This window comes from Variovorax nivicola, from assembly GCF_051216475.1.
GTDB lineage: Bacteria > Pseudomonadota > Gammaproteobacteria > Burkholderiales > Burkholderiaceae_C > Variovorax.
The window spans coordinates 1707577-1732597 of sequence record NZ_JBPJZK010000001.1; the positions used below are offsets into that span (position 1 = coordinate 1707577).

The window sequence follows — 25021 nt, forward strand, 5'->3', positions numbered from 1 at the left end:
CTGCCGGGCCACCATACCCAGTCAGACAACTGTGCCACCGACAGTCCAGCCCCTCCTCACCTAGTGTTCAGCGCTTGGACGCGACGAACTGACGACCAGCGTCAGGCATGCCGCCGCGCGAGTGGCGTTCACGCGGCTGCGTAGCCGCAAGGTCAGGTGCATGCCCCCCGCCCCTAGCGCGTTGCCAACGTGCGGCCCAGGTTGCGCACAGCCTGCCCCGTCACCTCGCTGCCGGCTGCACTCACAGCACGATGATGACCTCGTGAGCCCGAAACCCCGATAACCGACGATAACCAAAGGCACGTAAACACCCAGTTATCGGTGGCTGGTTCAGTCTCACGCCCCAATTTGCGATAACGAAGGTCATGAGAACCCCCTCCTTATCGGCGACTGAGAGCGCACCGCAAACGCAAGGAACATGCTGCGCCCAGGTCGGCACCTCACCTCTACGAGCGGCAGGTATGCAGCGATTGCCGTCATGGGGCTCAGAGCCACTGATGTCTGCATTGAGCGGCGCAAACCGTACATTCCCGCCGCCATACGAATGCAGCTAGCGGCATCACGCCATAAAGCCTTGAACAAACCACCTCATGCGAGCGCTGGCGCGCGCATTGCCGCAAAGCCGGGCCATCAGCCAAGGCATATCCCTGTGGTGGAGCGAAGCGTGAGACTGGCCCGCGCAGCATCGCCCTTCGCGCGCTGCGCGGGTCATGTCACAGGACGCAATACATCCGATGGTCGATGCGGCCAGGGCCGTATTCGCCGTAGCCGACGGTGACCATTCCGGAGAGCCAGGCATAGCGCTCGTCGGACGTCTCGAACCGAGGCGTTGGACGGATGTATGTTTCATCGAAGGACAGCCGCTCGCCCTTGGCAAGCCGCTCGCGGCCGTCGGCCGGGTACCTGAGCAGGCCTTGCGAGTCATAGTGGATGAGGACGCCATCATGGGTGCGAAAGGTGGCGCGAACATCCATGCGGCTGATCCCGTCAGCACCAAGGTGGACCCAGTCGCCACCGCCCGGCAACAGTTCGCCTCGGAAACGGGGACCTTCGAAGCGTCCGCCCTTGACCACGAAAGTCAAGCGGATGCCGAGGTGGGTTTTGATAACTTGACCGAGTTCCAGGTCGATGCTGAGGTCGCATAAATGCTCCACCGGCAATGCGCTGATCAACGGCCGACCGAACAGCGGCGTCGCAGGTGCGGTGGCGAAGGTCGTTGTGTTCGTCATGGTCTATCTCTCACTTCGCCTCGAGCGCTGCTTTGACTTGGGCGAAATCGAAGAAGGTGTCTTTCCTTGTGACAAGACCAGCGTCATCCACTTCCACGACGTCGAGCGCGTGGAACTTCCTGGACTCCTTGCCGGGCGGTTGGAATGTCAGGTCCCAATCGAGAGTCCAGTGCCTGTCACCAAGAAGAAGGCGGCGTATTTCGACGCCGAAATTCGGATAGAGCTCAAACACGCCGGCGAACTCCTTGAGCAATGCCGCCTTGCCCTTGACAGCTCCGCTGCGGCCATGCGCCTGGAAGGTCGAGTCAGGGGTATGCAGCGCGACAATGGCTTGGGGATCGTGCGAGAGCCATGCCGCAGCGTAGCGGTCGGCGATCGCGGCAAGATTGAGATTTGTAGCTTCAGACATGTTGAAAAAACCTTTCTGCATCAGTAGCTCCTATTCGCGGTGCATCAGCTGATTCCGCGGCTCGCGTCCGGTTGGTAGGCCCTCTCGCGAACATGATCACTATACCTATGATTATCATAGGTACATAGACTTTGAGGAAAAAGAATGGCTGAAAGTGCGTCGCCATCGGTGACACAGGACACCGTTTGTCCGGTTGCGTTGGCGCAAAAGATCGTCGGCGACCGCTGGACAGTTCTGGTGCTGCGCGAGTTGTTCCTCGGGAGCCATCGCTTCGAGGAGATTCAGGCGCAGATTCAGGCCACACCGCAGATGCTGGCAGGCCGGCTGAAGAAGCTCGAGTCAGACGGAATGATCGAACGCCGTCCTTACAGCACAAGGCCGCTGCGAAACGAGTACCACCTCACCAAGATGGGCATCGGCTTCTACCCCGTATTCCTGGCATTTCGCGCCTGGGGTGAGACTTGGTGCAAGCCCGGAAAACAGGAGGTGGCCATTCGCTATACGCACGTTCCCTGCGGAAAGGATCCGGGACTGGGTCCGATGTGTCGGGAATGCGGAAAAGAGATGCGCAGGGAAGAACTTTCCGCGACGCTCGGTAAGTCGTTCGACGCTGAGCGACATGAGCGCAAGGAAGCGTTCAAGCGCGATCAAGCCTGACGCGCTTCCCCTGGCCCTGACGGGCACTCCGCGTGCCCTTCTTCCGATGCTGAAGCCCTCGCGCGACGCGCACCTGACGTTCGCGAGCGTCGGGATCGCCAGGGCGGCGGCGCTCATCGATGCGGCAACAATAGATCCATCGACATGCAGCAGGTCGTGTCGCAAAAGCCCTGCTGCCGGCGCATCCTCCAGCGGCGACAGCTGCGGACCGTCCCCTGCCCCAGGACACTGGTCAGTCGGTCGCCCTTTGGTCGGGGTCTTTCCTTTGACAGCTAGCAGCCAGCTGATGCTATGAGGCAAGCACGCGCAGAACCCAGCAATTCGACCTGCGGGAACCAGGTCAACTGCACCGCATCAACGCGCGGAACCCCGGCACCTATGCCCCTCCACCGCGAGTGCTGGCTGTAAAAACGGCATGGCTCTGCCCAGAGACCGAGTCGCTTGGGCCAAGAACATTCGAACCATCCAGACCAGACAATCCGAAATGGACATCTAGACGGCCTCAGAGGCGTAACGCAGGTCCAATTCGTCGAACAGGAGCTTCTGCACCAAGTCCTGACGCTCTTGGAATGTAGCGACCACTAAGGGATCTTCCGGCAGTTCGCCGTGTTCTTTCAGCTGACCCAACGCGTTGGTCATGCCGCGCACCGCACCTTGCAGCGCAGCGTTGGCGTACAAGACAATGGAAAAACCCATTGCTGCAAAGTCCCCCAACGGCATCGCAGGCGTCTTGCCACCGATCACCACGTTCGCCAATTGAGGCGTTGAAAGGCTGCCGATTCGGCGAAGCTCTTCGATGCTGACAGGTGCCTCGATGAAGGTCACGTCAGCGCCCACCTCTGCAAATGCCTGAGCTCGATCCAGTGCATCTTCCAGCCCGTGCACCGCGCGCGCGTCGGTTCGCGCGATCACCAGAAAGTCTTCGCTCTGGCGCGAATCGACGGCAGCCTTGACCTTGGCCACCATTTCGGACTTTTCGATGACGGCCTTGCCGGCAAAGTGTCCGCACTTCTTGGGCATCACCTGGTCTTCGAGCTGAATCGCGTTGGCACCAGCACGCTCCAACGTGCGGACTGTGTGCCGGACATTCAGTGCATTGCCGAAGCCGGTATCGGCATCCACGATCAGCGGCAATGTCACGGCATCACGAATGGCAGCCGTGTGGTTTGCAATGTCCGACAGATTGACAAACCCCATGTCGGGCAAGCCGTAGAAAGTATTGGCAAGCCCGGCACCGCTGAGATAGACCGCTTCGAACCCCATCGTTTCGATGACGCGTGCGGCCAGGGCGTTGCCCGCGCCCGGAACGAGCAGTCCCTTTCGGGCCTCGATGTGACTGCGCAGCAAGGCGCCAGGGTGCTGATTGATCGAGTTCATGGAGTGTGGTCGTCGTCGGTGTTTGGTGTTTGATGACTGTTGTGCGAGGGGGTACTCAGATGCATACGACTGCCTTGCCGATCTGCTCGCGGCTTTCGATCCGGGCGAGCGCCAGGTCCAGATCGTCGAGTGTTTAGCGCGCTGCGACCTCGATACGCAATGCGCCTTGCCGCATGGCCGCGAACACCGCATCGGCGCGGCGCTGCACGGTGACGGCGTCGGCCATATGGTCCGCCAGGCGCGGGCGTGTCAGGAAGAGCGAACCCGCCTCGCCCAGCTCGATCGGATCGAGGTCTCGCACAGAGCCGGAGACGTTTCCGTAGTTCACGATCAAACCGTGGGTTCTGGCGGCTCTCATGCTGTCGCGCAATGTCGCTTGGCCGACGGAATCGAAGACGACATCCACACCCCTGCCGTCGGTCGCCTGACGAACGACGTCGACGAAGCTTCCATCTCCATAGACCACGGCCCGATCCGCCCCGCAAGCAATTGCGGCCGCGCATTTCTTTTCAGTGCTGGCCGTGGCGAAAACCGTTGCCCCTAGCCGCTTGGACATCTGGATGAGCAGCTGGCCGATGCTTCCTGATGCGGCGTGCACGAGGCATGTGGAGCCGGGCACGATGCAGGCAACGTCTTCCACCAAGTAGTGAGCGGTGCAGCCCTGGAAGATCGATGCGGCGGCGAGGTCGTAGTCCACATCGTCTGGAATACGAGCAGCGAGCGCCGCAGGGATGCGGGCGTACTCGGCATAGCTTCCCCAAGCGATGCACCAGGCTACGCGGTCGCCAATCGCTAGATGCTGCACGTCTTGCCCGACGGCGACCACCTCGCCTGCGCCTTCCATTCCGAGCGTGCAAGGCAGGCGTACTGGATAAGTTCGAGAGTTGGCGTACTTGCCCTGGCGGGTGTGAATATCCATGAAGTTGATGCCAGCGCAAATAACTCGCACGAGCACATCACCCGGGCCGGGGACAGGAATCTCCACGTCGGAGCGCCTCTGCAGAACTTCGGGGCCGCCGTACTGCTCGATCGTGATGGCTCGCATAGCATTCGTTTCGGAGGAAGGCGCAGCATCAGATCGGCCAGGCGGCCGATCTGCCGAAACGCCAATTTCAGAGAAGAGCGTTGAGTTCATCCATCGAAGCGAGTAGGTCAAGGCCACTCGTCAGCGAAGCAATACGTTCCGCGCTGCCCACCTCGATCCGATCCACGACGTTGCCGAAGAATTTCTCCTTCACCTCATCGGAGGTCACGGGGTTCTCAGGACTGCCGCGACGCGCCCAGATGTCCTGCACCAGGATTTCTCCGGAGGCTGTGTGCACCCTCATGGTGGCCGCGTGCCTGGCCTCTGGCCCGCGGCTTTCGATGGCGTCATCCTCAAAGGGCCTGATGCGGTCCATGAACGACAGCACGTCAGGATCTGCAATCGAATCTTCGGTGTAGTCAGCGGCCGTCACCTTGCCTCGCAGGGCCATGACAGAAAGCCCGTGGAAGATGTTCATCTGCGCTGCAGTCACGCTCACGGGCTTGTATTCCCATGCGGTGTGCACATAGGTCATGTGGCCGCAGCCGACCTCGATCAGGCGAATGTCCTGCGGTGTCACCTTGTGAGTCAATTGAATGGCCTGAAGCGCGTCAAGGGCTGCATGGATGCTGGTCACGTTGGGGTACATCTTGAAGCCGACTTTTCCTGCTTCCCAGTCCGTGCCCAGTCCGTCCGTGAGTCGCTCGATCTTGAAGTTGCGGGCCAGCGAGCTGAGGAAGCCACCGTACTCGGCCTCCAGGACGTTGGCGATGCCGGTAAATCCGCGCTGCGCCAGCATGGCCGCATAGACACCGCTCTGGGCAGCGCGACCGGCGTGCAATCGCTTCACCATCGCGCCCTCTTGGGCAGCCATCAATCCGGCCCCCATGCTGCCAGCGATGCCGAGCGCGTTTTGCATGGCATCGGCGTCCAGCCCAAGCAATCGACCTGCGGTTGCCGCGGCGACGAATGCTCCCGAGGTTCCCTGCGGATGAAAGCCGTTGAGGAACAAAGCCGTTGTCGCGGCATTGCCAACACGCGTACCCACCTCATACCCCGCCGCGATGGCAGTCAATACATCGCGCCCAGTCGCGCCCCCCTGGCTTTCGGCGATGGCCAAGGCTACAGGGACGGCCAGCGAGTTGGGGTGCAGCACCGACTCCTTGTGGATGTCGTCCATCTCGAAGGCATGCCCGGCCGTGCAATTGACCAGCACGGCTTGGGAGACCGAGGTGCGCACGCTCCTGCCCCACACGGACGCCCTGGCATTGCCGCCCTCGGCCATCACCATTTCCGCGACCTTTCTCGTCCAAGGCAAAGCCGAGCCGTGCAGGCAGACTCCCAGTCCGTCGAGCATGTGCAGCTTCAGTTTCTCAATCACCGCAGTGGGAACATCGTCGAACTGCAGGGCGGCGGCGAACTCCGCCAGTTGTCGCGTGGGTTGGGCTGCGTCGGAAGATTGGTTGCTGGGGTCGTTCAAAAGCATTTGGATATCTCGGAAAGACGGGAATGAATCACTCGGGTTTGACACCGGCCGCCGCGGCCGACTTACCCCAGCGCACCGTTTCTGCGCGCATGAACTCGCCGAGTTGCGGCAGGTCCATCTGCAGCGCGTCGTGGGCCGCCGTTGCCACGGGCGCAGTCACCATCTCGGATCTGCTGGCCTCGAGGAAAGCTGCGTTGAGCTTCCTGACGATGGCCTCTGGCGTCCGAGCGGGCGCCAGCACCGCATTCCATGCGTAGGCCTCGAAGCCTGGCGCGCCCTGCTCCTGCACCGTCTGCAGATTGGGAAGCGCCGGATACCGGTCCTTCGTGGACACAGCGAGCGCCTTGACCTTGCCGCTGGCGACCAGTGGCAAGAGCGACCCGCCCGAATCGAACATCAGCTGTACGTCACCGCCCATCAGGCCAGCCAGGGCCGCTGGCGACCCCTTGTAGGGCACGTGGACAGCGTTCAGTCCCGTCGCGGACTTCAGCATCTCCATAGCAAGGTGCGACGTGATCCCAGTGCCGCCGGAACCGAAGCTGAGCTTTCCGGGGTTCGCCTTGGAATAGGCCACCAGTTCCTTCAGCGATGAAACCGGCAGGTCGTTGTTCACCACCAGGAAGAGCCTGCCTCTGGCGATCGGCGCGACCGGTACGAAATCCGTCGAAGGCGAATAGGGAAGCTTCGCGTAGAGCGCCGGATTGATGGCCAGTTGACCCGAGGTGCCGAACAGCAGCGTATAGCCATCGGGCTCCGCCGACTTGACGGTCTGCGCTGCAAGGATTCCGTTGGCGCCCGGCTTGTTGTCGATGTAGATGGCCGCCTTCAGGATCGGCTGCAGTGCCGCGGCATAAGCGCGCGCAATGACGTCGCTGGACTGCCCGGGCGGAAATCCGACCACGAGCCGGATCGGGCGGCTCGGGTAGCCCGATGTGTCTGCAGGGCTCTGCGCGCTCGCATACATGGCCGGAAGCAGCAACGTGGCCGTGACGAAAAGCCTGCGGCTCACGGTGCCGCGTGTCGGTTTTCTCTGCATCTTGTCTCCACTTTTATCAGTGGAGTGAAGTCTATTTAGCCGTGATACGCTCGTCCAATATATCGGACGAGCACTCTCAATACTTACTCCATATGGACCTACGGCACCTGCGTTACTTCGTCGTTCTTGCGGAGGAGCTGCACTTCACCCGGGCCGCGCGACGCATCGGAATTGCGCAGCCGCCGTTGACGTTCCAGATCAAGTCTCTGGAGCAGGAACTCGGCGTCCAACTGTTCGACAGGCAACCCGGAAACGTCACGCTCACCGGTCCCGGCGAAGTGTTCCTCGAAGAGGCGCGTGCCATCCTGGACCGCGTCTCCAAGGCCACGCTGCGTTGCCAACTGAGCGCGCGCGGCGTCATCGGCCGGATCGGCGTCGGGTTCACCGAGTCCGCGTCCTTCCACGGCGAAGTGACCTCTGCGCTTCACCGATACCGCGAGCTCTACCCGCACGTGGAAATGACGCTGGAAGAAAACCGATCGGTCCAGCTGATGCAGTCGCTGCGCCAGGGGCGGATCGATGTGGCGTTCGTTCGCCTCCCTGTCGGGATGGACAGCGACGTGCGGTTTGACCTGATCTCCAACGAACCGATGGTGGTGGCGGTGCCGAAGGCGCACCGCCTGGCCGGGCGCAAGAGCCTGCGGCTGCTGGAGTTGCGCGACGAGCTGTTCGTCCTCTATCCACGGGCCACACGCTTTGGCCTGTCCGATGCGATCGTTACCGCTTGCGAGGCGCTCGGCTTCAGTCCGCGGGTGGTGCAGCACGCCCCCCAGATCTCGTCCACCATCAATCTGGTCGCCAGTTCCTTAGGCATCACGATCGTGCCTGCGTGCATGCGCAGCAGTCGTTCGGACGAGGTTCGCTACATACCGCTCAGGAACTCTGGATTGGTCGCCAGCCTTGGCATCGCCTATCGCAGTTCGGCGCTCGCGCCGGCCGTCGCCAACATGATCTCGCTCGCAACGAATCTGTGATGCCGAAGGCTCGGCACCCAGTGGCGCACGCAACTCGTGGCGCTCGTTGAGCGCAATTCCATCTCTTGTTATTTTGTGTTTATAGTAATATAAACACTCAGCCTGAATCGACGCGAGGCGCAGCCGAGATCTCCGCGACAGAAGCACCAATTGCCAGGAGAACACATGAACGGCATCGTCGAGATTCCCCAGCCGCCGACCCGGCCAATTGTCGGAAACATCGGTTCGATCGATCCGTCCTCCCGAATTCAGAGCCTCATGAGGCTTGCGAAGACGCTGGGGCCTTTCTACAGATTCAGAATATTCTCTCGTTACGTCCACGTCGCGAGTTCGCAGGAACTGGTAAACGAACTCTGCGACGAAACCCGGTTCCAGAAGAAGATCTACGCGGCGTTGAGAGAGATTCGGGCCTTCGCAGGCGATGGCCTGTTCACTGCCGACAACGACGAGCCCAACTGGGCGAAAGCGCATCGATTGCTCATGCCGGCGTTCGGTCCCCTCGGCGTTCGCGGCATGTTTCCACGAATGCTCGACATCGCCGAGCAGATGTTCTTGCGGTGGGAGCGCTTCGGCCCAGGGGCGGTCATCGACGTTGCGGAGAACATGACGAGGCTCACGCTGGACACCATCGCACTATGCGCATTCGACTACCGCTTCAACAGCTTCTACCATGAGGAGATGCACCCCTTCGTCGCTGCGATGGTGGGCGCGCTGGACGAGTCCGGGCGGAGAGGGAGGCGCCCTGGTCCGATTGCGGGGTTGTATGTCTCGAGCAACCGGCGCTACGAAGCCAATAAATCGCTACTGAGCCAGGTCGCCGCCGACCTGATCGCCCAGCGCCGACAGGATCCTCTCAGGCAAGAGAAGGAAGACCTGCTGAATCTGATGCTCAACGGCGTGGATCCGGTCACCGGAGAGACTCTCAGTGACGAGAACATCCGCTTCCAGCTCGTGACCTTCCTGGTTGCAGGACATGAGACAACCAGTGGTCTTTTGTCGTTCGTCGTGTACCTCCTGTTGCGCCATCCCGAGGTGCTGCGCAAGGCGCAGAAGATGGTCGATTCCGTTGTCGCTGGCGACTCACCGCGCGTGGAGCATCTGGCACAACTTCGCTACCTCGAACATATCTTGATGGAGTCCCTTCGACTGTGGCCGACGGCACCCGCATTCGCGGTCAAGCCGATCAAGGAGACGTTGCTGGCGAACCGGTATCGACTCACACCGGACGACACCGTGCTCATCCTCGAGCCTATGTTGCACCGCGATCCCGCGGTCTGGGGAGCGGATGCAGAAGACTTCAGGCCGGAGCGCTTCAGTCCGGGTGAGATGGAAGCCCTGCCGCCGAATTCCTGGAAACCTTTCGGGAATGGCGCCCGTGCCTGCATCGGGCGAGCATTTGCGATGCAGGAGGCGCACCTCGTTCTCGCAATGCTGCTGCAGAGATTCGACATCGAGTTTCACGATCCGGACTACAAACTGAAGATCGCGGAAACACTGACGATCAAGCCGGAAGGTTTGACTATCCGGGCGCGCCCGCGAAAGCCTGGGGTCTTCGGCACCCGGCCCACTTCGCTGCGCTCTGCCCCTTCCCCGACCCCAGCGAAAAGTCCTGCGCCCGATGGCAGGCCATTTATCATCCTGTTCGGCGGGAACAGTGGCACTTGCGAGTCGTTCGCGCGACGTGTCGCCGCCGATGCGGCGGATCGAGGCTATGCACCTATTCTGGCAACGCTCGACGATTTCACGGAGAAGCTGTCGCCGCAGCAGACCTTGATCGTGCTGGCCTCCTCTTATGAAGGTCGATCTCCCGACAATGCACGGCGCTTCGTCGACTGGATCGGAGGGCTTGAAGCAGACATGCTTCACGGACTGCGATTCGCCGTGTTCGGGTGCGGCAACCAGCAATGGGCAAGAACCTACCAAGCGATCCCAAAGCAACTGGACCAGGCTCTGCAAAAATCCTCAGGCGGGCGGCTCTGCAAACGGGGTGAAGGGGACGCGGGAGGCGACCTCTTCGGCGCATTCGACGCGTGGAGCGCCAGCCTCTGGAACTGCCTGGGCAATGCAGAAGGAACGGCCCTGCCCGCCGCACAGAGCGATCCCGGCATCGTCGTCGAGATCGACAGCACCGCCAGGGCCGTACACCTACAGGCCGACGAATTGCGCCAAGGCACCGTCATTGCCAATCGGGAACTGGTGAATCAGCAGCATCGCGGCGCCCGCTCCAAGCGGCATCTTGAGATTGCACTACCCGAAGACATGCCGTATCGGGCCGGCGACTACCTGTCCATCCTGGCGCGCAATCCGCCTGCCACCGTGGAACGTGTCCTGCGACGCTTCGCACTCGCGCGCGACGCTCAGCTCATCGCGACTTCCGCAAGTTCGCATTGGGAATTTCTGCCGTTGGGCAATGCGATCAGCGCCTTCGAATTACTCTCCAGCTATGTGGAACTGGCCCTGCCTGCAACGAAGCTGCAGATCCGGACGATGGCCACCTCAACGCGCTGCCCGCCGGAACAGCAGCACCTTCAAGTGCTGGAAGCCTCATACGCACAAGAGGTCCTGCCCAAGCGCTTGAGTGCCCTTGATATTCTGGACAGGGCGCAGTCCTGTGAACTGACGTTCTCCCAGTTTCTGACCATGCTCCCGCCACTGCGGCCGAGGCAGTATTCCATCTCCTCGTCGCCGCGCTGGAACGGCGCACACGCGACCATCACCGTGGCCGTGGTCGACGCGCCAGCACTGTCCGGGCAGAGTCACTATCACGGCGTGGCTTCGAACTATCTGGCGAGCCTGCAGGCAGGCGACCGGATGATCGTCGCGGTGAAGCCTTCGCAAGCGGGATTTCACCTGCCCGCGGATCCGTCGACACCTCTCGTGATGGTGTGCGCCGGTACAGGCATCGCCCCCTTTCGGGGTTTCATCCAGGAGCGTGCACTGCTGCGGGCCAACGGTCAGGCCACGGGGCGCGCGCTGCTCTTCTTTGGCGTGAATCACCCTGACAGTGACTACCTGTACCAGGACGAATTTGAAGCCTGGCAACAGGCTGGGGCGGTTGAGATGCGTCCCGTGTTTGCGGAGGCCCCCGAGGACGGCATGGCTTTCGTCCAGCATCGCATCTGGAAGGATCGCGATGACGTGGAACATCTTTTCAGGCAAGGCGCACAAGTCTATGTCTGCGGCGATGGCAAGCAGATGGCGCCTGCTGTCAGGTCAACCTTCATCGACATCTACAGCGTGGCGGCCGGAGTGTCCAAAGAGCGGGCGGAAGCCTGGGCCGACGAAGTCGAGCACGTGCACGGACGCTACGTCTCCGATGTTTTCGCCTGAAACAACAATCAAGACTCATCGAACACAATCTGGCCGGCCGTCAGCGTGTTGACCGTTTCTCCTGGGATGTCCATCAGGATGCGGCTGTGCGCCGGTGCCATGTAGGCCGTCAGGTGCTGGACCGGCATCTGATCGGTATCGTGAATCACTCGGACAAGCTTGAGCAAAGGCCCGCCCAGCTCGGTTCGCAGCAGACGCGCCTGCAATGAATCGGCGGCGATGGCCGTCAGCTCTTGCACGGCGCGCCCGAACTTGACCCCCTGCCCCATCAGGATTTCGTAGAGGGCCTGCTTGCGTAGTGCCGTGGCTGAGACCCGTCGCCCCAGACGCAGGGGAACCCAGGCGTCGGTCAGCATGACCGGCACATCGCCTTTGCTGCGCAGACGCAGCGCATGAACTGCCAGGGCGCCGGGATCGAGCTGCAGCAGCGTCGCGACATCGGGAGGCGGCACAGCATGCGCGACTTCCAGAACTTCGGCGTGTGTCGCCAGCGCGGTCTTGCGAAGGCTGTCGACCAATCCGAGGGACGGAATCGGCCGCGCCAGCGGTAAATCCAATCGCACGAACGTTCCCAGACCGTGTCGCTTCTCGAGCAATCCGAGCGCGACCAGATCGGCCAGTGCGCGCCTCACCGTGATGCGCGAGACACCGAAGTTCTCGCACAGCGTTTCCTCTTTCGGCAAGGGACTTCCCGGCGCAAACACACCGCGCGAAATCTGGTCACGCAGCGTCAGGAAGAGCTGGCGATGCAACGGCGTCCCCTTGGCCAGTACAGGCGGGGGAGGAACGGAGCGCGTGGAGGACGTGTTCATGAGCAGATAAGCGGTTCGAGAGACCCCGAGAATACCCGTGTTGACCTGTGGTTATGTTGTGATATCTTTATAAACACCATCTCAAATCGAGAGACAACAGACCACAGGAATGGAAATCAGATGAGTACTGCCACTTCATTGCGCGCACTCCTCGGCGCCCCCGGCATGGTGATCGCGCCTGGCGCCTACGACGCCATCGGCGCGCGCCTGATCGAGCAAGCCGGCTTTGCGGCCGTCTACATGACTGGCGCCGGAACCTCCGCCGCACGCGGCTTTCCCGACTTCGGCCTTCTCTCGATGAGCGAGATGGTCGACAACGCCGCCGTGATGGCGCGCGCCACAAACATCCCGCTGATCGCAGACGCTGACACCGGGTACGGCAACGAACTCAACGTGACGCGTACCGTGCGCGAGTACGAAGCGCGTGGCGTGGCCGCGATCCACATTGAAGACCAGGTATCGCCCAAGCGATGCGGCCATCTCGATGGCAAGGAGGTGATCTCACGTGACGAGTTCGTCTCGAAGATCCGTGCGGCCGTGGAAGCGCGACGCTCGAAGGAGTTCGTGGTGATCGCGCGCTCCGATGCCCGCGCGATGCACGGTCTGGACGAGGCCATCTGGCGCGCCAATGCATCACTCGAAGCAGGCGCCGACATGGTGTTCGTCGAGGCGACACAAAGCGTGGAGGAAATCGCCGCGGTGCCCAAGCAGGTTCGCGGCCCCTGCCTGCTGAACGTGGTGCCGGGCGGTCGCACTCCGAACATCGATCTGCGAGAAGTCGAGCGCATGGGCTACAAGCTCGCCATCCTTCCCGGGCTGATGCTCAAGGCGACGATCGAGGCCGGGGATGCCGCGCTGGCGGAACTGAAGGCGACGCACCTGCCGCCAAAGGTCACGCAGAGCGTCGCGCAGACCTTCCGCCGCTTTGGCGCCGACGAATGGGATGCCCTTCGCACCCGGTTCAATGCCGGCGCGACCATGGAAGGCCGGTGAACGCCATGGCTGCGAAAACCCTCTTCGACAAGTTGTGGGACGCACACGTCATCCGCGAGCTGGGGGATGGCTGGGCGCTGTTGCACATCGATCGTCATCTGCTGCACGACCTCTCCGGCCCCCCGGCGCTCGGCGAGGTCGCGGCGCGCGGCCTGCCATTGCACAACCCCGAGCTTGTCTTCTCGACGCCCGACCATGCGGTCTCGAGTCAGCCGGGGCGCGTGGCTTCGACCTTCCCGCTCGGCGGAAAGCTGCATGGCGCGCTCAAGGCGCGAAGTGCCGAGATGGGCGTGCGCATGTTCGATCTCGGCCAGCCAGGCCAGGGCATCGTGCACGTGATGGGGCCTGAACTCGGCATCGTGCTGCCCGGCCTCACCGTGATCTGTGGAGACAGCCACACGTGCACCAACGGCGGCATCGGCGCGATGGCCTTCGGCGTGGGCTCCTCCGAGAGCACGCATGCGCTCGCGACGCAAACACTCCGTCAACAGAAACCCAGGCAGCTGCGCGTTCGATGCGACGGTGCCTTGCGTGCAGGCGTGACGGCGAAGGATCTTGCGCTTCACATCATCGGCAACCTCGGCGCTGCGGCCGGTGTCGGCTCTGCCGTGGAGTTCGCTGGATCGGCCATCGAGGGAATGGACGTCGAAGGCCGGCTCACGCTCTGCAACCTGTCCGTGGAGCTCGGCGCCCGCTTCGGCATGGTGGCCCCCGATGAGCGCACGTTTGAATACCTGCGCGGTCGCCCTTTCGCACCACAAGGCGACGCCTTCGATGCGGCGGTTGCGCATTGGCGCACCTTGCCTGGCGATCCAGACGCGACTTTTGACCGTGAGGAAGTCATCGACGCTTCCGCCGTGCGACCGACCATCACCTGGGGGACCAGCCCGGAGCACGCGATATCGATCGACGGCCGCGTGCCAGACCCGGCGGACGCTGCAGACGCCACACGGCGCGACACGCTGAATGCAGCCCTTGACTACATGGGCCTCACTGCGGGTCAGACAATTGCCGGTACGCCGATCGACTGGGTGTTCATCGGTTCCTGCGCCAATTCGCGCATCTCCGACCTTCGTTCGGCTGCGGACGTGGTGCGCGGCAAGCACGTTGCGGCGGGTGTGACCGCATGGGTTGTACCCGGCTCCGAGAACGTGAAGCGCTCAGCCGAGGCCGAGGGCCTGCGTGAAGTGTTCGAGACCGCAGGCTTCGAATGGCGCGAGCCGGGATGCAGCATGTGCGTGGCCGCCAACGGCGAGCAGGTGCCGCCGCAGAAACGTTCGGTATCGACCTCGAACCGCAACTTCGTCGGACGGCAAGGCCCCGGCGCGCGAACCCATCTGGCGAGCCCGGCGATGGCAGCCGCGGCGGCCATTGCCGGCGTCATTACAGATCTGGAGGCCGCGTCATGAGCATGCAACCGTTCACAACCCTGCGCGGTGCAGCTGCGCATCTGCCGCGCGCCAACATCGACACCGATGTGATCATCCGGATCGAGCGCCTCACATCGATCACCGCCAAGGATCAACTCGGCGCCTATGCGATGGAGGCGCTGCGTTATCGCGACGACGGCAGCGAGAACCCCGACTTCGTTTTCAATCAGCCCGCATTCCGGGGCGCACCAGTTCTGCTGGCAGGCGACAACTTCGGATGCGGCTCGTCGCGCGAAGGCGCCGTATGGGCCTTGCAAGGCATGGGCGTGCGTTGCGTGATCGCACCCAGCTTCGGCGACATCTTCTTCAACAACTGCTTTCAGAACGGCGTGCTCGCAATCCGGCTGCCGGCCGCCGAGATCGAAGCCCTCGCTGCGGCGTGCGCCAACGGAGCCACCCTGACCGTCGACCTGACGCAGAAAGTCCTGACCTCGCCCGTCGGCGCGGTCACCGCCTTCGAGATCGATCCGCTGCGCCGCGAGGGTCTGCTGCACGGGCTGGACGATATCGGATTGACGCTGAAAGACGATACGCTGGTCCGCGCCTGGCAAGACGATGACCGAAAGCGACGCCCCTGGGCCTGGCCCTCCGGGCATGCAGCAGGAGCAACGGTATGAGCCGGCGCCAAGGCAAGCTGCCCGGGTTGCTCGCACTCCTGTCAGGCGTGCTCGCCACGGGCAGTGCACTGGCACAAGCGGATTGGCAACCCACCAAGCCCGTCACGCTGATCGTGCCCTATGCCGCGGGCGGTGGCACGGACGCAAATGCACGCGCTATCGCACTGCGACTGTCCGAGCTGTGGAAGCAGCCGGTGCTGGTGGAAAACGTACCCGGCGCCGACGGACTCCTGGGCACGCGTCGCGTCATCGATGCAAAGCCTGACGGCTACACGTTGCTGATGCAAGTGCCCTCGCTGCTGCTGAACAAGTACGTGCCAGCGCTAAAGGGGGTGGACCCGATGGCGGGCCTGGCGCCGGTGAGCAGCGTGGCCGCCTCCCCCGCCGCCATCGTCGTGGGCGCGAAGGTCCCCGCAAAGACGCTGGCCGAACTTGTTCGATATTGCAAGACCGCGGGCGTGAAGTGCTCGGCCGCCTCCGGCGAGAACATCTCCAAACTGACGGCTCGCAAGTTCGCCGCCGATTTCGGCATCGACAACCTCGTGGTGGCCAGCTACCGGGGTACTGCACCCATCGTGTCCGACCTGATCGGGGACAACGTCACGATGGCTTTCACCGGCCTCACGGCGGCCCTGCCGCATCACAAGGCAGGAACGCTGCGCGTACTCGTGACGGAAGGTGAAACCAGGCCCCGGGCGTTGCCCGACGTACCCACGAGCGCCGAAGCCGGCTTCGGCGATTTCCGATCGGTCACCTGGTACGGCCTGTTCGCACCGCGCGCCACGCCGGCCAACGTGGCCCAGGCGATTGCCCGAACAGTGAAAGAAGCCGGACAGGACGCCCGGGTGCAGCAGGCCATGTCGGCAGCAGCGGCCGATCCGGTGCTCTCTTCGCCCGAACAATTCGCGGCACAGATCCGGCGCGAAGACGCGTACTTCGGCGCACTGGTCAAACGCTTTCCCTTCGACGAGTGAATGCCGTCCTGCGCTCAGGCGCCGCACCCGCACGATCCCCTCCTTCCAGAGACACAGAGATGCAATCCAATCATTCTCCCGACCAAACCGCCGTGCGGTGCGTGCTCATGCGCGGCGGCACCAGCAAAGGACTCTTCTTTCACGAAGAGGACATTCCGCCCCCAGGGCCGGCACGCGATCGCCTCCTCAAGCGCGCGATGGGAACGCCAGACGTCATTCAGATCGACGGGCTGGGTGGCTCGCGACTCGTCACTTCCAAGGTCGCCATCGTCAAGCGCTCTTCTCGTGACGACGCCGACGTCGACTACACCTTCGCGCAGGTCGACATAGACCGTGATGTCGTGGGCTATGACGGCAACTGCGGAAACATATCCTCGGCGGTCGGGCCCTTCGCCATCGACGAGCAGCTTGTGGAAGCGAAGGAGCCCTTAACCACGGTCCGTATCTACAACACCAACACCGACAAGGTGCTGGTTGCCAAGGTGCAGGTGCAAGGCGGCAAGGCGCGCGTCCAGGGCGATTGCGCTATCGCCGGCGTGCCAGGCACCGGTGCGGAATTGCTGATGGACTACGCCGGCACGGTCGGTGCGAAAACCGGCCGGCTGCTCCCCACAGGCAACGTGACCGATACGGTTCGGCTGGAGGACGGCAGGACCATCGAAGTCACGGCTTGCGACGTGGGCAACCCGTGTGTCTACGTCTCCGCCGCAGACATCGGCCTGACGGGCAGCGAGCTTCCCGCAGACATCATGGCCGACCCGTCGCTCATCGAAACGATCGGTGAGATCCAGTCGAAGATGGGTGAACGCATGGGCTTCTGGCCGGACTGGAAGGCCGTTCATCTGCCCGGCCTGCCGTTGTTCGTGATGGTGGCGCCTCCCTCCATGTACATCGACATGAACGGCGAGACGCAGAAAGCCGATGCGATGGACATCCGCGCCCGCCTCGTGTTCCTCGGCAAATGCCACGAGAGCATGGCGGGCACGGGGTCCGTGTGCACCGCGGCGGCGTCCAGGGTCGAAGGGTCCGTGGTGAACAAGGCGCTGCGCGATGGCGCAGCAGCAACGGACGAACTGCGCATCGGCCATCCCCTGGGCGTGATGGACGTCAAGGTTCGCGCGCAGGGCGATCCCACTCGACCCGAGTTTGCCGCCCTCGGCTTCGCGCGCACTGCACGGCGCCTGATGGCCGGCGAGCTCTACGTGCCCATCGACTTCGCCGGCTGACCCCTTTTCATCAAAGAACAATGACAACAGAGACAAACATGCAGTATTCATCCGCGGAGCGGCTCGACCGTTTGCCGGAGTCCTCCTTTCATCGCCGCATGGCCTTGATGATCGGCGCGGGGCTTTTCTTCGATGCGTTCGACCTCTATCTCGCCAGCGGCGTCATGGTCGCGCTGACGTCCTCCGGCTGGTCGACGATGGCGTCGAATGCCGACTTTGCCTCCGCTGGGGCGCTGGGCGCGCTGATCGGCGCGTTCAGTGCCGGCTGGCTTGGCGACCGATTCGGTCGCAAGTTCACCTTTCAGTTCAACCTGGTCCTGTTCGGCGTCATGTCGGTCGCTGCCGCGTTTGCGCCGACCATGGCCTGGCTGATCGCATGCCGGTTCGTGATGGGGATCGGGCTGGGGGCCGAGATCGTCGTCGGCTACGCCACGATGGGGGAATTCGTTCCGCCGGGAAAGCGGGGCAAATGGGGGGCCGTCCTGTTCTTCCTCGCCACGTCGGCCCTGCTCGTCTCCAACGTCGTCAGTTACTTCGTCATCCCGACTTTGGGCTGGCGATGGATGTTCGGCATCGCTGGCGTGGGTGGATTGGCCGTCTGGCTGATGCGTAAGCAGATGCCGGAGTCGCCGCGCTGGCTGGAGTCCGTCGGTCGTCATGCCGAGGCCAACAAGATCGTGGAAGAGATCGAGCGGGAAGTCATGCGGGAAACGGGCAAGCCACTCCCCGAGCCAGTGGCACAGAGGGCAGCCGCGGAGAACAAGTACCGCTTTGCGGATCTCTTCAAGCCACCGCTGCTGCGCTCGACTTTTCTCGGCGTCACCCTCAATGTGGTTGCGCTGGCCTCGCTGTACGGTTTCATCATCTGGCTGCCGACCTTCCTGGTGAAGCAAGGGCTTTCGGTCGCCTCGTCGCTCGGACATACCGCGCTGATGTCCGTGGGGAGCCTGTTGGGCGTGGTGCTCGCCGGCCTGCTCGCGGACAAGTGGAGTCGCAAGAACTGGATCGTTCTTTCTTCGTTCGTGGGCGCGCTGCTGGGCTGGGCCTATGCCAATGCAGGGAACCTGGAAGCGACCACCGCCGTGGGCGTCATCCTGATCACGGCGTTCTATTTCGGGGGAACTGTCGGGTTCTCGACGTACGTACCTGAACTCTTTCCCACGGAGGTCCGCCTGCGCGGAACCGGGATTTCGAGCGTATCGGGGCGCGCCGCCTCCATCTTTGCGCCGCAGGCTGTCGCCGCGCTGTATGCCTACAACGGCGTCAACGCGGTGGTCCTCACCGTGATCGGCCTGGGCATCGTCCAGATGGTCGTTGTCGCGGTATTCGGACTCGAGACAACCAGGCGCTCACTGGAAAGCCCATACGTCGAGCCCCATGAAGTTCCCGATGAAGGCGCCCCGTTGACCCGTATCCAGTGATCAAGACAAGAACCCTAGGAGGCACCTTTTGAACCTGACCGCCAACAACGATCCCGCGACGCAACAAGCAGTGGGCACGCCGTCGCGCGATCTTGCTCGGTTTGCAGCCGACACCCCGAGCACACAGATCCCGGAAGCGACGCTCGCGTGCGTCGAAGAATGCATGCTCGACTTCGTGGGCCACACCGCGTACTCGGCTCAATTTGCGGAGAGCAGTGCCGCATTTCGCGCCGGCACGCTCGAGCTCGCGCCCGAGGCCGGCGATTTCACCGTGGTCGGAGAACGTGCGACTTACACGCAGGCGCAAGCAGCGCTCCTGAATGGCGCGTTCGCCCACACGATGGACTTCGACGACACGAACGGCTTCGGCGTGTTGCACCCCGGTGCCCCGGTCATTCCAATCACGCTGGGCTGCGCGGAACGCAGCGATGTCAGCGGACGCGCGCTCCTCGACGCGATCGTGATCGGCTACGAGGTAACTTGCCGAATTGGCGGCGCTCTGACTGCGAGTGCCTATGAGCGCGGCTTCCACAACACGTCTGTCGCGGGAATCTTCGGTGCGGTTGCGGCGGCCGCGCGCCTGCAGCGACTCGACGCGGCAACAATCGAGAGCGCTTTCGGCATTGCGGCCAGCCTGGCCGCTGGGTCGATGCAGTACCTGGACAACGGCGCCTGGAACAAGCGACTGCACCCGGGCTTTGCGGGCCACAACGCATTGATGGCCCTGGCCTATGCCAAGGCAGGAGTCCTGAGTGCCAATGAGCCCATCGCGGGTCGTTTCGGTCTCCTGACCGGCTACACCAATGTCTCAAAGCCCTCGAACCTGACGGAGGGACTCGGGCAACGGTGGGTGACGGCAGAGACTGCCATCAAGCCCTACCCTTCGTGCCGTCTGACCCACAGCGCCATCGACGCGGCATTGGCTCTGCGCGAGCGTTGCGCACCCGCGCAGAGAAAGGATGCGGCGCTTCGGATTCAGCTCTCACCCACGGCCTTCAAGATCGTCGGTGAACCGCTGGCCAACAAGATGGCGCCACGCAACATCGTCGACGGGCAATTCAGCGTCTATTTCCAGCTGGCGACGGCCTGGCTCGACGGAAGAGCCGACTGGCAGAGCTATGAGCGCCTGGGAGCACCGGACATCGAAGGACTGGCGGCAAACATACAGGTCAGTGTCGACAAGGACCTTCCGGGCGCCGGATGCCGTCTGAGCGTGCATGGCGCGCCGGAGCTCGCGATCGAGGTGATGCTTCCGATCGGGGAGGCCTCCACGCCGTTGGGACGCCCACGGATTCAGCAGAAGTTCATGTCGCTCGCCGATCCCGTCTACGGCAAGGACCACGCCACACGGCTCGCACAACGGCTCCTTTCCCTTCGGCAGGAGCCCTCTGCGGCATCGCTCGTTCGCAGCTTGCAACTGCCCGCAGATCGCCTCCGGGTCGCGCACTGAACGGAAAGAAGGAAACAGGCATGAGAATGAAATCACTGATCGCGCTCACACTTTTCTCAGGCACTTGTGCGTTGGTCTCGGCCCAGGGGAACCTCGACAGCTACCCCATCAGACCCGTCAAGATCATTGTTCCGTTCAGTCCGGCAAGCAGTTCGGACAACGCAGCGCGCGTGTTTGCCGAGAAGCTCTCCGCAAGGCTGAAGCAACCGTTCATCGTCGAGAACCGCGCGGGTGCCGGTGGCACCATCGGCGTCGGTGTGGTGGCGAAGTCTGCGGCCGATGGCTACACGCTCCTGCTCACGACGTCGTCGCCGCTTGTCATCAATCCGCTGATCGACAAGACCGTGAGCTACGACGTGGAGAAAGACCTGGCGCCGATCGCGTTGCTGAGCAGCGGCGGACTGCTGCTGGTGTCGAGCCCGAGCGTTCCGGCACAGAACCTGAAGGAGCTGATCGCGCTGATCAGACGCAACCCCGGGAAGTACAGCTACGCGTCCAACGGCAACGGCAGCTACTCCCACATGGCCATGGAACTGTTCAAGCAGATGGCAGGGCTCGATCTCGTCCACGTTCCGTACAAGGGGCCCGCACAGGCGGAGACCGATGTCATTGCCGGACAAGTCACACTGATGTTCGACGCCGTGGCAACCGGCAATGAGCAGGTCCGCGCCAACCGCCTTCGCGCCTACGGCGTCAGTTCGCCGATCCCGGAAGCGGCCGCACCTCAGTATCAGCCTCTGGGCAGCCAAGGCATCCCCGAACTGAAGGGCTTCGACGTGGTGGGCTGGAGCGGCTTGCTGGCACCCAAGGCCATTCCCGCGCCAGTCGCAACCGCCCTCGCGAGCACGCTGCGCGAACTGCTTGCGGACCCGGCATTTCGGGCGGAGATGCTGCGCCGAAACACCTCGCTCGTAACGGTTGACGACACCGCCCAGATGGCCGCCCAGATTCGCCGCGACACGGCGCAGTGGGCGGCACTGGTGAAGACCGCGAACATCCGGCTCGATCCGTAGTTCGGGACGTCAACGTCCTGGGCCAATGAGGCAGCGATCCCAGAATTCAACAAGCAATCCAAGGAGACACCTTGACCGTCACAGCCTCGAAGAGAGCATTCATCAAGCGATCAGCAGCGCTGGTTGCACTTCCTCTGTGGGTCCCGCTGCGCGCAGCCGCGCAAGAGAGCGACTTCCCGACCAAGCCCGTTCGCATCATTGTTGGCTACCCGCCGGGGCAGACCGTGGATTCAGCAGCTCGCGCAATGGCCATTGCGCTCGCGGAGATCCTGGGAAAACCTGTTTTCGTGGACAACAAGGCCGGGGCCAATGGGATCCTGGGCGCCCAGGAACTGAAGCAAGCGGCGCCCGACGGACACACATTGCTCCTTGGAACTTCCGGCCAGCTTGCGATCAATCCCGGCCTGTACAAGAGACTTCCCTACGACCCGCTCAAGGAGTTCGCGCCGGTGACGTTGAGTGGCATCGGGCGTCTTTACATCGTCGTTCCCGCCGCCTCGCCGTTCAAGACGCTTGATGACCTCGTCCAATATGCCAAAGCCCACCCCGGGAAGCTCAACTACGGCTCTGGCGGCCGGGGGATCACGGCAAATCTCGCCATGGAGATGTTCAAGAAGGAAGCAGGGATTGATATCTTGCATGTTCCCTACAAGGGCTCGGCAAGTGCCTTGACCGACCTGATGGGAGGGCAGATCGACGTCATGATGGATGCGGGCGGATTGGTGCTGCCGCAGATCAAGCTAGGCAAGCTCAGGGCACTCGGTGTGTCGAGCACGTCCAGGTATTCGGAAATGCCCGCACTGAAGACGGTGGCCGAGCAGGGCTACCCCGGTTTCGAAGCGGCGGCATGGACCGGCGTTGTGGCGCCGGCCAACACCCCGCCGGCCGTCATTCAAAAGCTCAACAAGGCATTGCTGCAGGCGCAAAGTCGGCCCGACGTGATTGCCTCCGCCAAGGCATCCAGCAGCGAGATGTCGGGGGGCACACCCGAAGAGTTTCGGAAATTTCTTGTGGACGAAACGCGCAAGTGGGGTGCTGCGGCCAAGGCTGCGGGCGTGGAGATGGAATGACGGACAAGCTTGACGGCCCGACCGGGCAGTCAAGCGAAGATGACGCACGTCGGCCGAGCGCAGCCGCGCAACGATCAGTTGGAGGCATGAATAGGCATCGGCCTGACGCTAGAGCGGCGGCACATCGTGCGGAATCTGCCCCGCGCCTAGGGTGTTCAGGCTTTCCACCGCACATCCATCAAGATCCGGCTGCGTTCCGGCGACACGTGGATGGTGATGTGCATAACCGGGACCTGGTCACGACGTCCGGCCAAACGCGAGCATCTCGCAACTCATTGAGTTGATTGAGGTCAATCGGGTCAAGCGCCACAAAATGCACGAAAACCGAGATCACCCCACATAGCAACTCTTGACGTCGACTCGTTGACGAACTCGACGATGTTCGGACGTCGAGCACGTGGCGCAGCGCATGGAACGGCACCCGCCAGGTCCCGCCATCGCCGGTGCCAAGCAGTTGCGCCGCGGCCTGCTGCGCCAGGCCAGTGGCGATCGCCTGATGGAACAGGTCCTGGCCATCGCGCCGGCGGCTCTCGGCTGAAGACGCTTCCCAGATAGCCAAGCAGATTCACCGGGACACCGCGCAATGGTCGACCTTGGCGAAGGCCGCGAGTATCCGAATCGATCGACCCGCAGCCGGCCTTTCGCGTCATCTGGCGCGTGGGGCAGCCCCCGTGCGCCAGATAACCTGCTCCGAGGGATGGCCAGCCAGTCAACGCCTCTTTACATGTAGTCGGCTTCAGGTTGTCCAAGGGCTGGACACCTGCGATTGCTGCCGTCCTCCATGCCGTCGAGACTCCTGGCCAGGTTCAGCAACGAGGCAGGTTGCTGCCCATCCAAATAAAGGAGACATCTCATGCATCGCCGAATCGCAAGTCCTCGACGCAGGCTATTGCTGCAGTCTGCTTTGGCCGTCGCCGCCACCATGAATACGATGGCCCGGGCACAGCCCTCCCGCTACCCCGTGAAGCCAATCAGGCTGATTTCCACATTTCCCGCAAGCGGGACCAACGACCTGCTCAGCCGCATCGTTGGGAACGGCTTCCAATCCCTGTTGGGCCAACAAGTTGTTGTCGAGAATCGCATTGGCGCGAATGGAATGATTGGCGCGGGTTTCGTGGCCAAGGCCAAAGGCGACCCCTATACGCTCGTCATGGGAGGCGGCGCAACTCACGGGCTGAATCCGGCGCTTTACCCCAAGATCGCGTACGACGCGATCCAGGACTTCACGTCGATCGGCATCGTCGCGTCCGTGCCCATGGTACTGATCTCAAGTGCAACTCTTGCGCCTAGAAAGGTCTCCGACCTGATTGCCTACGGCAAGGAAAATCCGAAGGCACTCAGCTTCGGCTCGAGTGGTACCGGCGGGACCGGACACATTGCCGGTGAAACATTCAAACAGGTGACTGGAATCTCGCTGGTGCATGTCCCGTTCAAGGGCGATGCTCCGGCCGTGACGGACGTGCTTGGGGGACAGATTCCGCTTGCGTTCGTGAGTCTGACTTCGATCATTCCCTTCCTGCACTCCGATCGCCTGCGCGTTCTCGCTGTGGCCCTTCCAACGCGAACCGATCTATTGCCGGCTGTGCCCACCTTCAAAGAGAGCGGCGTGAACGACATGAATTTCTCCACCTGGTATGCCCTGATGGCACCAGCTGGCGTGTCTCCAGATGTTGTCTCATTGCTGAATTCCAGTTTGAACAAGATCCTCGCGGACGCCGAAACCAAACGAAAACTGGAGACACAAGGCGCTACAGCCGTCATCAGTACACCGCAAGAAACCGCTGCATTCGTCAAAGCGGAAATCGACAAGTACAAGAAGATCGTGAAGCAGTTGGGCATCACGGTCGAGTGACAAAGCAACACATCAGCCAACCGGAGACTTCACCTTGGAAACTTCAGAGCAATACAGCCCCCAACGCATCGCTGACAGGATGCAGATTCAAGATGTCATGTACCGCTGGTGCCGCGCCGTCGATCGACTCGACTACAACGGAATCCGATCTGTATTTCATCCGGATGCCAATGACTCGCACGGCGTCTACAACGGAGGGATCGAGGGACTGATCGATTGGATTCGTGAACGCCACAAGAGCATCCCCTTCTCGATGCATCAGGTCAGCAACATGCTCATCGAATTCGCTTCTCCCGATGTCGCACTCGCCGAGACCTATCTACGCACGACGCAGCGCTATCCCAAAGAGGCGATGGCGGCTCTTGCCCAGTTGGCGAGCGTCGGTGACGACGCGCCGGAGACGGGCAGGGACCTGTGGACATGCTCCCGCTATCTCGACCGCTTCGAACGACGCAACGGCGAATGGCGAATCGCAGATCGGGTTGTCATACAGGATTGGAAATTGATCACACCGCTTCCACGGCAGTTGCCACAGAACGTCCCTGGGTCAGTCGTCGGACGTCGAGATTCTGAAGACCCGATGTTCCTGGCCCGCCGAGAACTGGGAATCTCAGCGAGCTAGTTCTTCTGATTGAATGACT

At 62.4% G+C, this 25021-nt stretch carries 21 protein-coding genes and 1 pseudogene; 15 read left to right on the plus strand and 7 right to left on the minus strand.

The features are described from left to right. Window positions 1-713: 713 nt before the first annotated feature. Together ACSFBF_RS08145 and ACSFBF_RS08150 are read right to left on the minus strand one after the other, a co-directional pair. The gene (locus tag ACSFBF_RS08145; protein WP_435465791.1) at window positions 714-1229 is read right to left on the minus strand and encodes a DUF3237 domain-containing protein; all 516 of its coding nucleotides are present in this window, start codon (window positions 1227-1229) and stop codon (window positions 714-716) included. A gap of 10 nt (window positions 1230-1239) precedes the next feature. Then, window positions 1240-1659 (minus strand): nuclear transport factor 2 family protein, encoded by a 420-nt coding sequence (locus ACSFBF_RS08150; RefSeq protein WP_435465792.1) that lies wholly within the window; start codon window positions 1657-1659, stop codon window positions 1240-1242. A gap of 123 nt (window positions 1660-1782) precedes the next feature. Between ACSFBF_RS08150 and ACSFBF_RS08155 the strand changes: the two genes are divergently transcribed. Next, a complete protein-coding gene (locus ACSFBF_RS08155; RefSeq protein WP_435465793.1) occupies window positions 1783-2295 on the plus strand; it encodes a winged helix-turn-helix transcriptional regulator in 513 nt (170 codons plus the stop codon). Window positions 2296-2787: 492 nt separating this feature from the next. On the opposite strand, the gene ACSFBF_RS08160 is transcribed toward ACSFBF_RS08155, so the two are convergent. The 4 genes and pseudogenes from ACSFBF_RS08160 to ACSFBF_RS08175 form a co-directional block, all read right to left on the minus strand. Then, window positions 2788-3672 carry an isocitrate lyase/PEP mutase family protein gene (locus ACSFBF_RS08160; protein WP_435465794.1) on the minus strand — a complete coding sequence of 295 codons (885 nt, stop codon included), beginning with the start codon at window positions 3670-3672 and terminating at the stop codon, window positions 2788-2790. Between the two features lie 55 nt (window positions 3673-3727). Then, window positions 3728-4717: pseudogene (locus tag ACSFBF_RS08165) on the minus strand (quinone oxidoreductase family protein). A gap of 67 nt (window positions 4718-4784) precedes the next feature. Beyond that, complete coding sequence (locus tag ACSFBF_RS08170; protein WP_435465795.1) at window positions 4785-6182, minus strand: MmgE/PrpD family protein; 1398 nt, start codon at window positions 6180-6182, stop codon at window positions 4785-4787. 28 nt (window positions 6183-6210) lie between these two features. Next, window positions 6211-7218: a Bug family tripartite tricarboxylate transporter substrate binding protein gene (locus tag ACSFBF_RS08175; RefSeq protein ID WP_435465796.1), complete on the minus strand. Its 1008-nt coding sequence runs from the start codon at window positions 7216-7218 to the stop codon at window positions 6211-6213. 92 nt (window positions 7219-7310) lie between these two features. Here ACSFBF_RS08175 and ACSFBF_RS08180 point away from each other — a divergent pair, with 92 nt between their 5' ends. Next, window positions 7311-8192: a LysR family transcriptional regulator gene (locus tag ACSFBF_RS08180; RefSeq protein WP_435465797.1), complete on the plus strand. Its 882-nt coding sequence runs from the start codon at window positions 7311-7313 to the stop codon at window positions 8190-8192. A 165-nt stretch (window positions 8193-8357) separates the two neighbouring features. Further along, window positions 8358-11522: a bifunctional cytochrome P450/NADPH--P450 reductase gene (locus tag ACSFBF_RS08185; protein ID WP_435465798.1), complete on the plus strand. Its 3165-nt coding sequence runs from the start codon at window positions 8358-8360 to the stop codon at window positions 11520-11522. Between the two features lie 8 nt (window positions 11523-11530). Here ACSFBF_RS08185 and ACSFBF_RS08190 read toward each other — a convergent pair whose 3' ends face one another. Then, the gene (locus ACSFBF_RS08190) at window positions 11531-12334 is read right to left on the minus strand and encodes a GntR family transcriptional regulator (RefSeq protein ID WP_435465799.1); all 804 of its coding nucleotides are present in this window, start codon (window positions 12332-12334) and stop codon (window positions 11531-11533) included. Window positions 12335-12454: 120 nt separating this feature from the next. Here ACSFBF_RS08190 and ACSFBF_RS08195 point away from each other — a divergent pair, with 120 nt between their 5' ends. The 12 genes from ACSFBF_RS08195 to ACSFBF_RS08250 all read left to right on the plus strand — a co-directional run bounded on the left by ACSFBF_RS08195 (window position 12455) and on the right by ACSFBF_RS08250 (window position 25002). Next, entirely contained in the window at window positions 12455-13327 is an 873-nt protein-coding gene (locus ACSFBF_RS08195; RefSeq protein ID WP_435465800.1) for an isocitrate lyase/PEP mutase family protein, read from the plus strand. Between the two features lie 5 nt (window positions 13328-13332). Then, the gene (gene leuC / locus ACSFBF_RS08200; RefSeq protein ID WP_435465801.1) at window positions 13333-14736 is read left to right on the plus strand and encodes a 3-isopropylmalate dehydratase large subunit; all 1404 of its coding nucleotides are present in this window, start codon (window positions 13333-13335) and stop codon (window positions 14734-14736) included. 2 nt (window positions 14737-14738) lie between these two features. Continuing rightward, complete coding sequence (gene leuD, locus ACSFBF_RS08205; protein ID WP_435465944.1) at window positions 14739-15374, plus strand: 3-isopropylmalate dehydratase small subunit; 636 nt, start codon at window positions 14739-14741, stop codon at window positions 15372-15374. Beyond that, a complete protein-coding gene (locus ACSFBF_RS08210) occupies window positions 15371-16348 on the plus strand; it encodes a Bug family tripartite tricarboxylate transporter substrate binding protein (protein ID WP_435465802.1) in 978 nt (325 codons plus the stop codon). Before leuD ends, ACSFBF_RS08210 begins: the two co-directional genes overlap by 4 nt. A gap of 59 nt (window positions 16349-16407) precedes the next feature. Continuing rightward, window positions 16408-17574 (plus strand): 2-methylaconitate cis-trans isomerase PrpF family protein, encoded by a 1167-nt coding sequence (locus tag ACSFBF_RS08215; protein ID WP_435465803.1) that lies wholly within the window; start codon window positions 16408-16410, stop codon window positions 17572-17574. Window positions 17575-17612: 38 nt separating this feature from the next. Beyond that, a complete protein-coding gene (locus ACSFBF_RS08220; RefSeq protein WP_435465804.1) occupies window positions 17613-18995 on the plus strand; it encodes an MFS transporter in 1383 nt (460 codons plus the stop codon). A gap of 28 nt (window positions 18996-19023) precedes the next feature. Then, window positions 19024-20445 carry an MmgE/PrpD family protein gene (locus ACSFBF_RS08225; protein ID WP_435465805.1) on the plus strand — a complete coding sequence of 474 codons (1422 nt, stop codon included), beginning with the start codon at window positions 19024-19026 and terminating at the stop codon, window positions 20443-20445. 20 nt (window positions 20446-20465) lie between these two features. Beyond that, window positions 20466-21458: a Bug family tripartite tricarboxylate transporter substrate binding protein gene (locus ACSFBF_RS08230; protein ID WP_435465806.1), complete on the plus strand. Its 993-nt coding sequence runs from the start codon at window positions 20466-20468 to the stop codon at window positions 21456-21458. 71 nt (window positions 21459-21529) lie between these two features. Continuing rightward, window positions 21530-22528 (plus strand): Bug family tripartite tricarboxylate transporter substrate binding protein, encoded by a 999-nt coding sequence (locus ACSFBF_RS08235; protein WP_435465807.1) that lies wholly within the window; start codon window positions 21530-21532, stop codon window positions 22526-22528. Window positions 22529-22937: 409 nt separating this feature from the next. Then, window positions 22938-23066 carry a hypothetical protein gene (locus ACSFBF_RS08240; protein WP_435465948.1) on the plus strand — a complete coding sequence of 43 codons (129 nt, stop codon included), beginning with the start codon at window positions 22938-22940 and terminating at the stop codon, window positions 23064-23066. A 315-nt stretch (window positions 23067-23381) separates the two neighbouring features. Next, complete coding sequence (locus ACSFBF_RS08245; RefSeq protein WP_435465808.1) at window positions 23382-24380, plus strand: Bug family tripartite tricarboxylate transporter substrate binding protein; 999 nt, start codon at window positions 23382-23384, stop codon at window positions 24378-24380. 34 nt (window positions 24381-24414) lie between these two features. Next, window positions 24415-25002 (plus strand): nuclear transport factor 2 family protein, encoded by a 588-nt coding sequence (locus ACSFBF_RS08250; protein WP_435465809.1) that lies wholly within the window; start codon window positions 24415-24417, stop codon window positions 25000-25002. The last annotated feature ends 19 nt before the right edge of the window (window positions 25003-25021 follow it).

Bases quoted from the DNA above. Each gene is read 5' to 3' on its own strand.
- ACSFBF_RS08190 (WP_435465799.1), bottom strand. From the start codon at position 12,334: ATGAACACGTCCTCCACGCGCTCCGTTCCTCCCCCGCCTGTACTGGCC.
- ACSFBF_RS08230 (WP_435465806.1), top strand. From the start codon at position 20,466: ATGAGAATGAAATCACTGATCGCGCTCACACTTTTCTCAGGCACTTGT.
- ACSFBF_RS08150 (WP_435465792.1), bottom strand. From the start codon at position 1,659: ATGCAGAAAGGTTTTTTCAACATGTCTGAAGCTACAAATCTCAATCTT.
- ACSFBF_RS08170 (WP_435465795.1), bottom strand. From the start codon at position 6,182: ATGCTTTTGAACGACCCCAGCAACCAATCTTCCGACGCAGCCCAACCC.
- ACSFBF_RS08180 (WP_435465797.1), top strand. From the start codon at position 7,311: ATGGACCTACGGCACCTGCGTTACTTCGTCGTTCTTGCGGAGGAGCTG.
- ACSFBF_RS08145 (WP_435465791.1), bottom strand. From the start codon at position 1,229: ATGACGAACACAACGACCTTCGCCACCGCACCTGCGACGCCGCTGTTC.
- ACSFBF_RS08210 (WP_435465802.1), top strand. From the start codon at position 15,371: ATGAGCCGGCGCCAAGGCAAGCTGCCCGGGTTGCTCGCACTCCTGTCA.
- ACSFBF_RS08185 (WP_435465798.1), top strand. From the start codon at position 8,358: ATGAACGGCATCGTCGAGATTCCCCAGCCGCCGACCCGGCCAATTGTC.
- ACSFBF_RS08160 (WP_435465794.1), bottom strand. From the start codon at position 3,672: ATGAACTCGATCAATCAGCACCCTGGCGCCTTGCTGCGCAGTCACATC.
- ACSFBF_RS08175 (WP_435465796.1), bottom strand. From the start codon at position 7,218: ATGCAGAGAAAACCGACACGCGGCACCGTGAGCCGCAGGCTTTTCGTC.
- ACSFBF_RS08240 (WP_435465948.1), top strand. From the start codon at position 22,938: ATGGAACGGCACCCGCCAGGTCCCGCCATCGCCGGTGCCAAGCAGTTG.
- ACSFBF_RS08245 (WP_435465808.1), top strand. From the start codon at position 23,382: ATGCATCGCCGAATCGCAAGTCCTCGACGCAGGCTATTGCTGCAGTCT.
- ACSFBF_RS08195 (WP_435465800.1), top strand. From the start codon at position 12,455: ATGAGTACTGCCACTTCATTGCGCGCACTCCTCGGCGCCCCCGGCATG.
- ACSFBF_RS08215 (WP_435465803.1), top strand. From the start codon at position 16,408: ATGCAATCCAATCATTCTCCCGACCAAACCGCCGTGCGGTGCGTGCTC.
- leuD (WP_435465944.1), top strand. From the start codon at position 14,739: ATGCAACCGTTCACAACCCTGCGCGGTGCAGCTGCGCATCTGCCGCGC.
- ACSFBF_RS08155 (WP_435465793.1), top strand. From the start codon at position 1,783: ATGGCTGAAAGTGCGTCGCCATCGGTGACACAGGACACCGTTTGTCCG.
- ACSFBF_RS08220 (WP_435465804.1), top strand. From the start codon at position 17,613: ATGCAGTATTCATCCGCGGAGCGGCTCGACCGTTTGCCGGAGTCCTCC.
- leuC (WP_435465801.1), top strand. From the start codon at position 13,333: ATGGCTGCGAAAACCCTCTTCGACAAGTTGTGGGACGCACACGTCATC.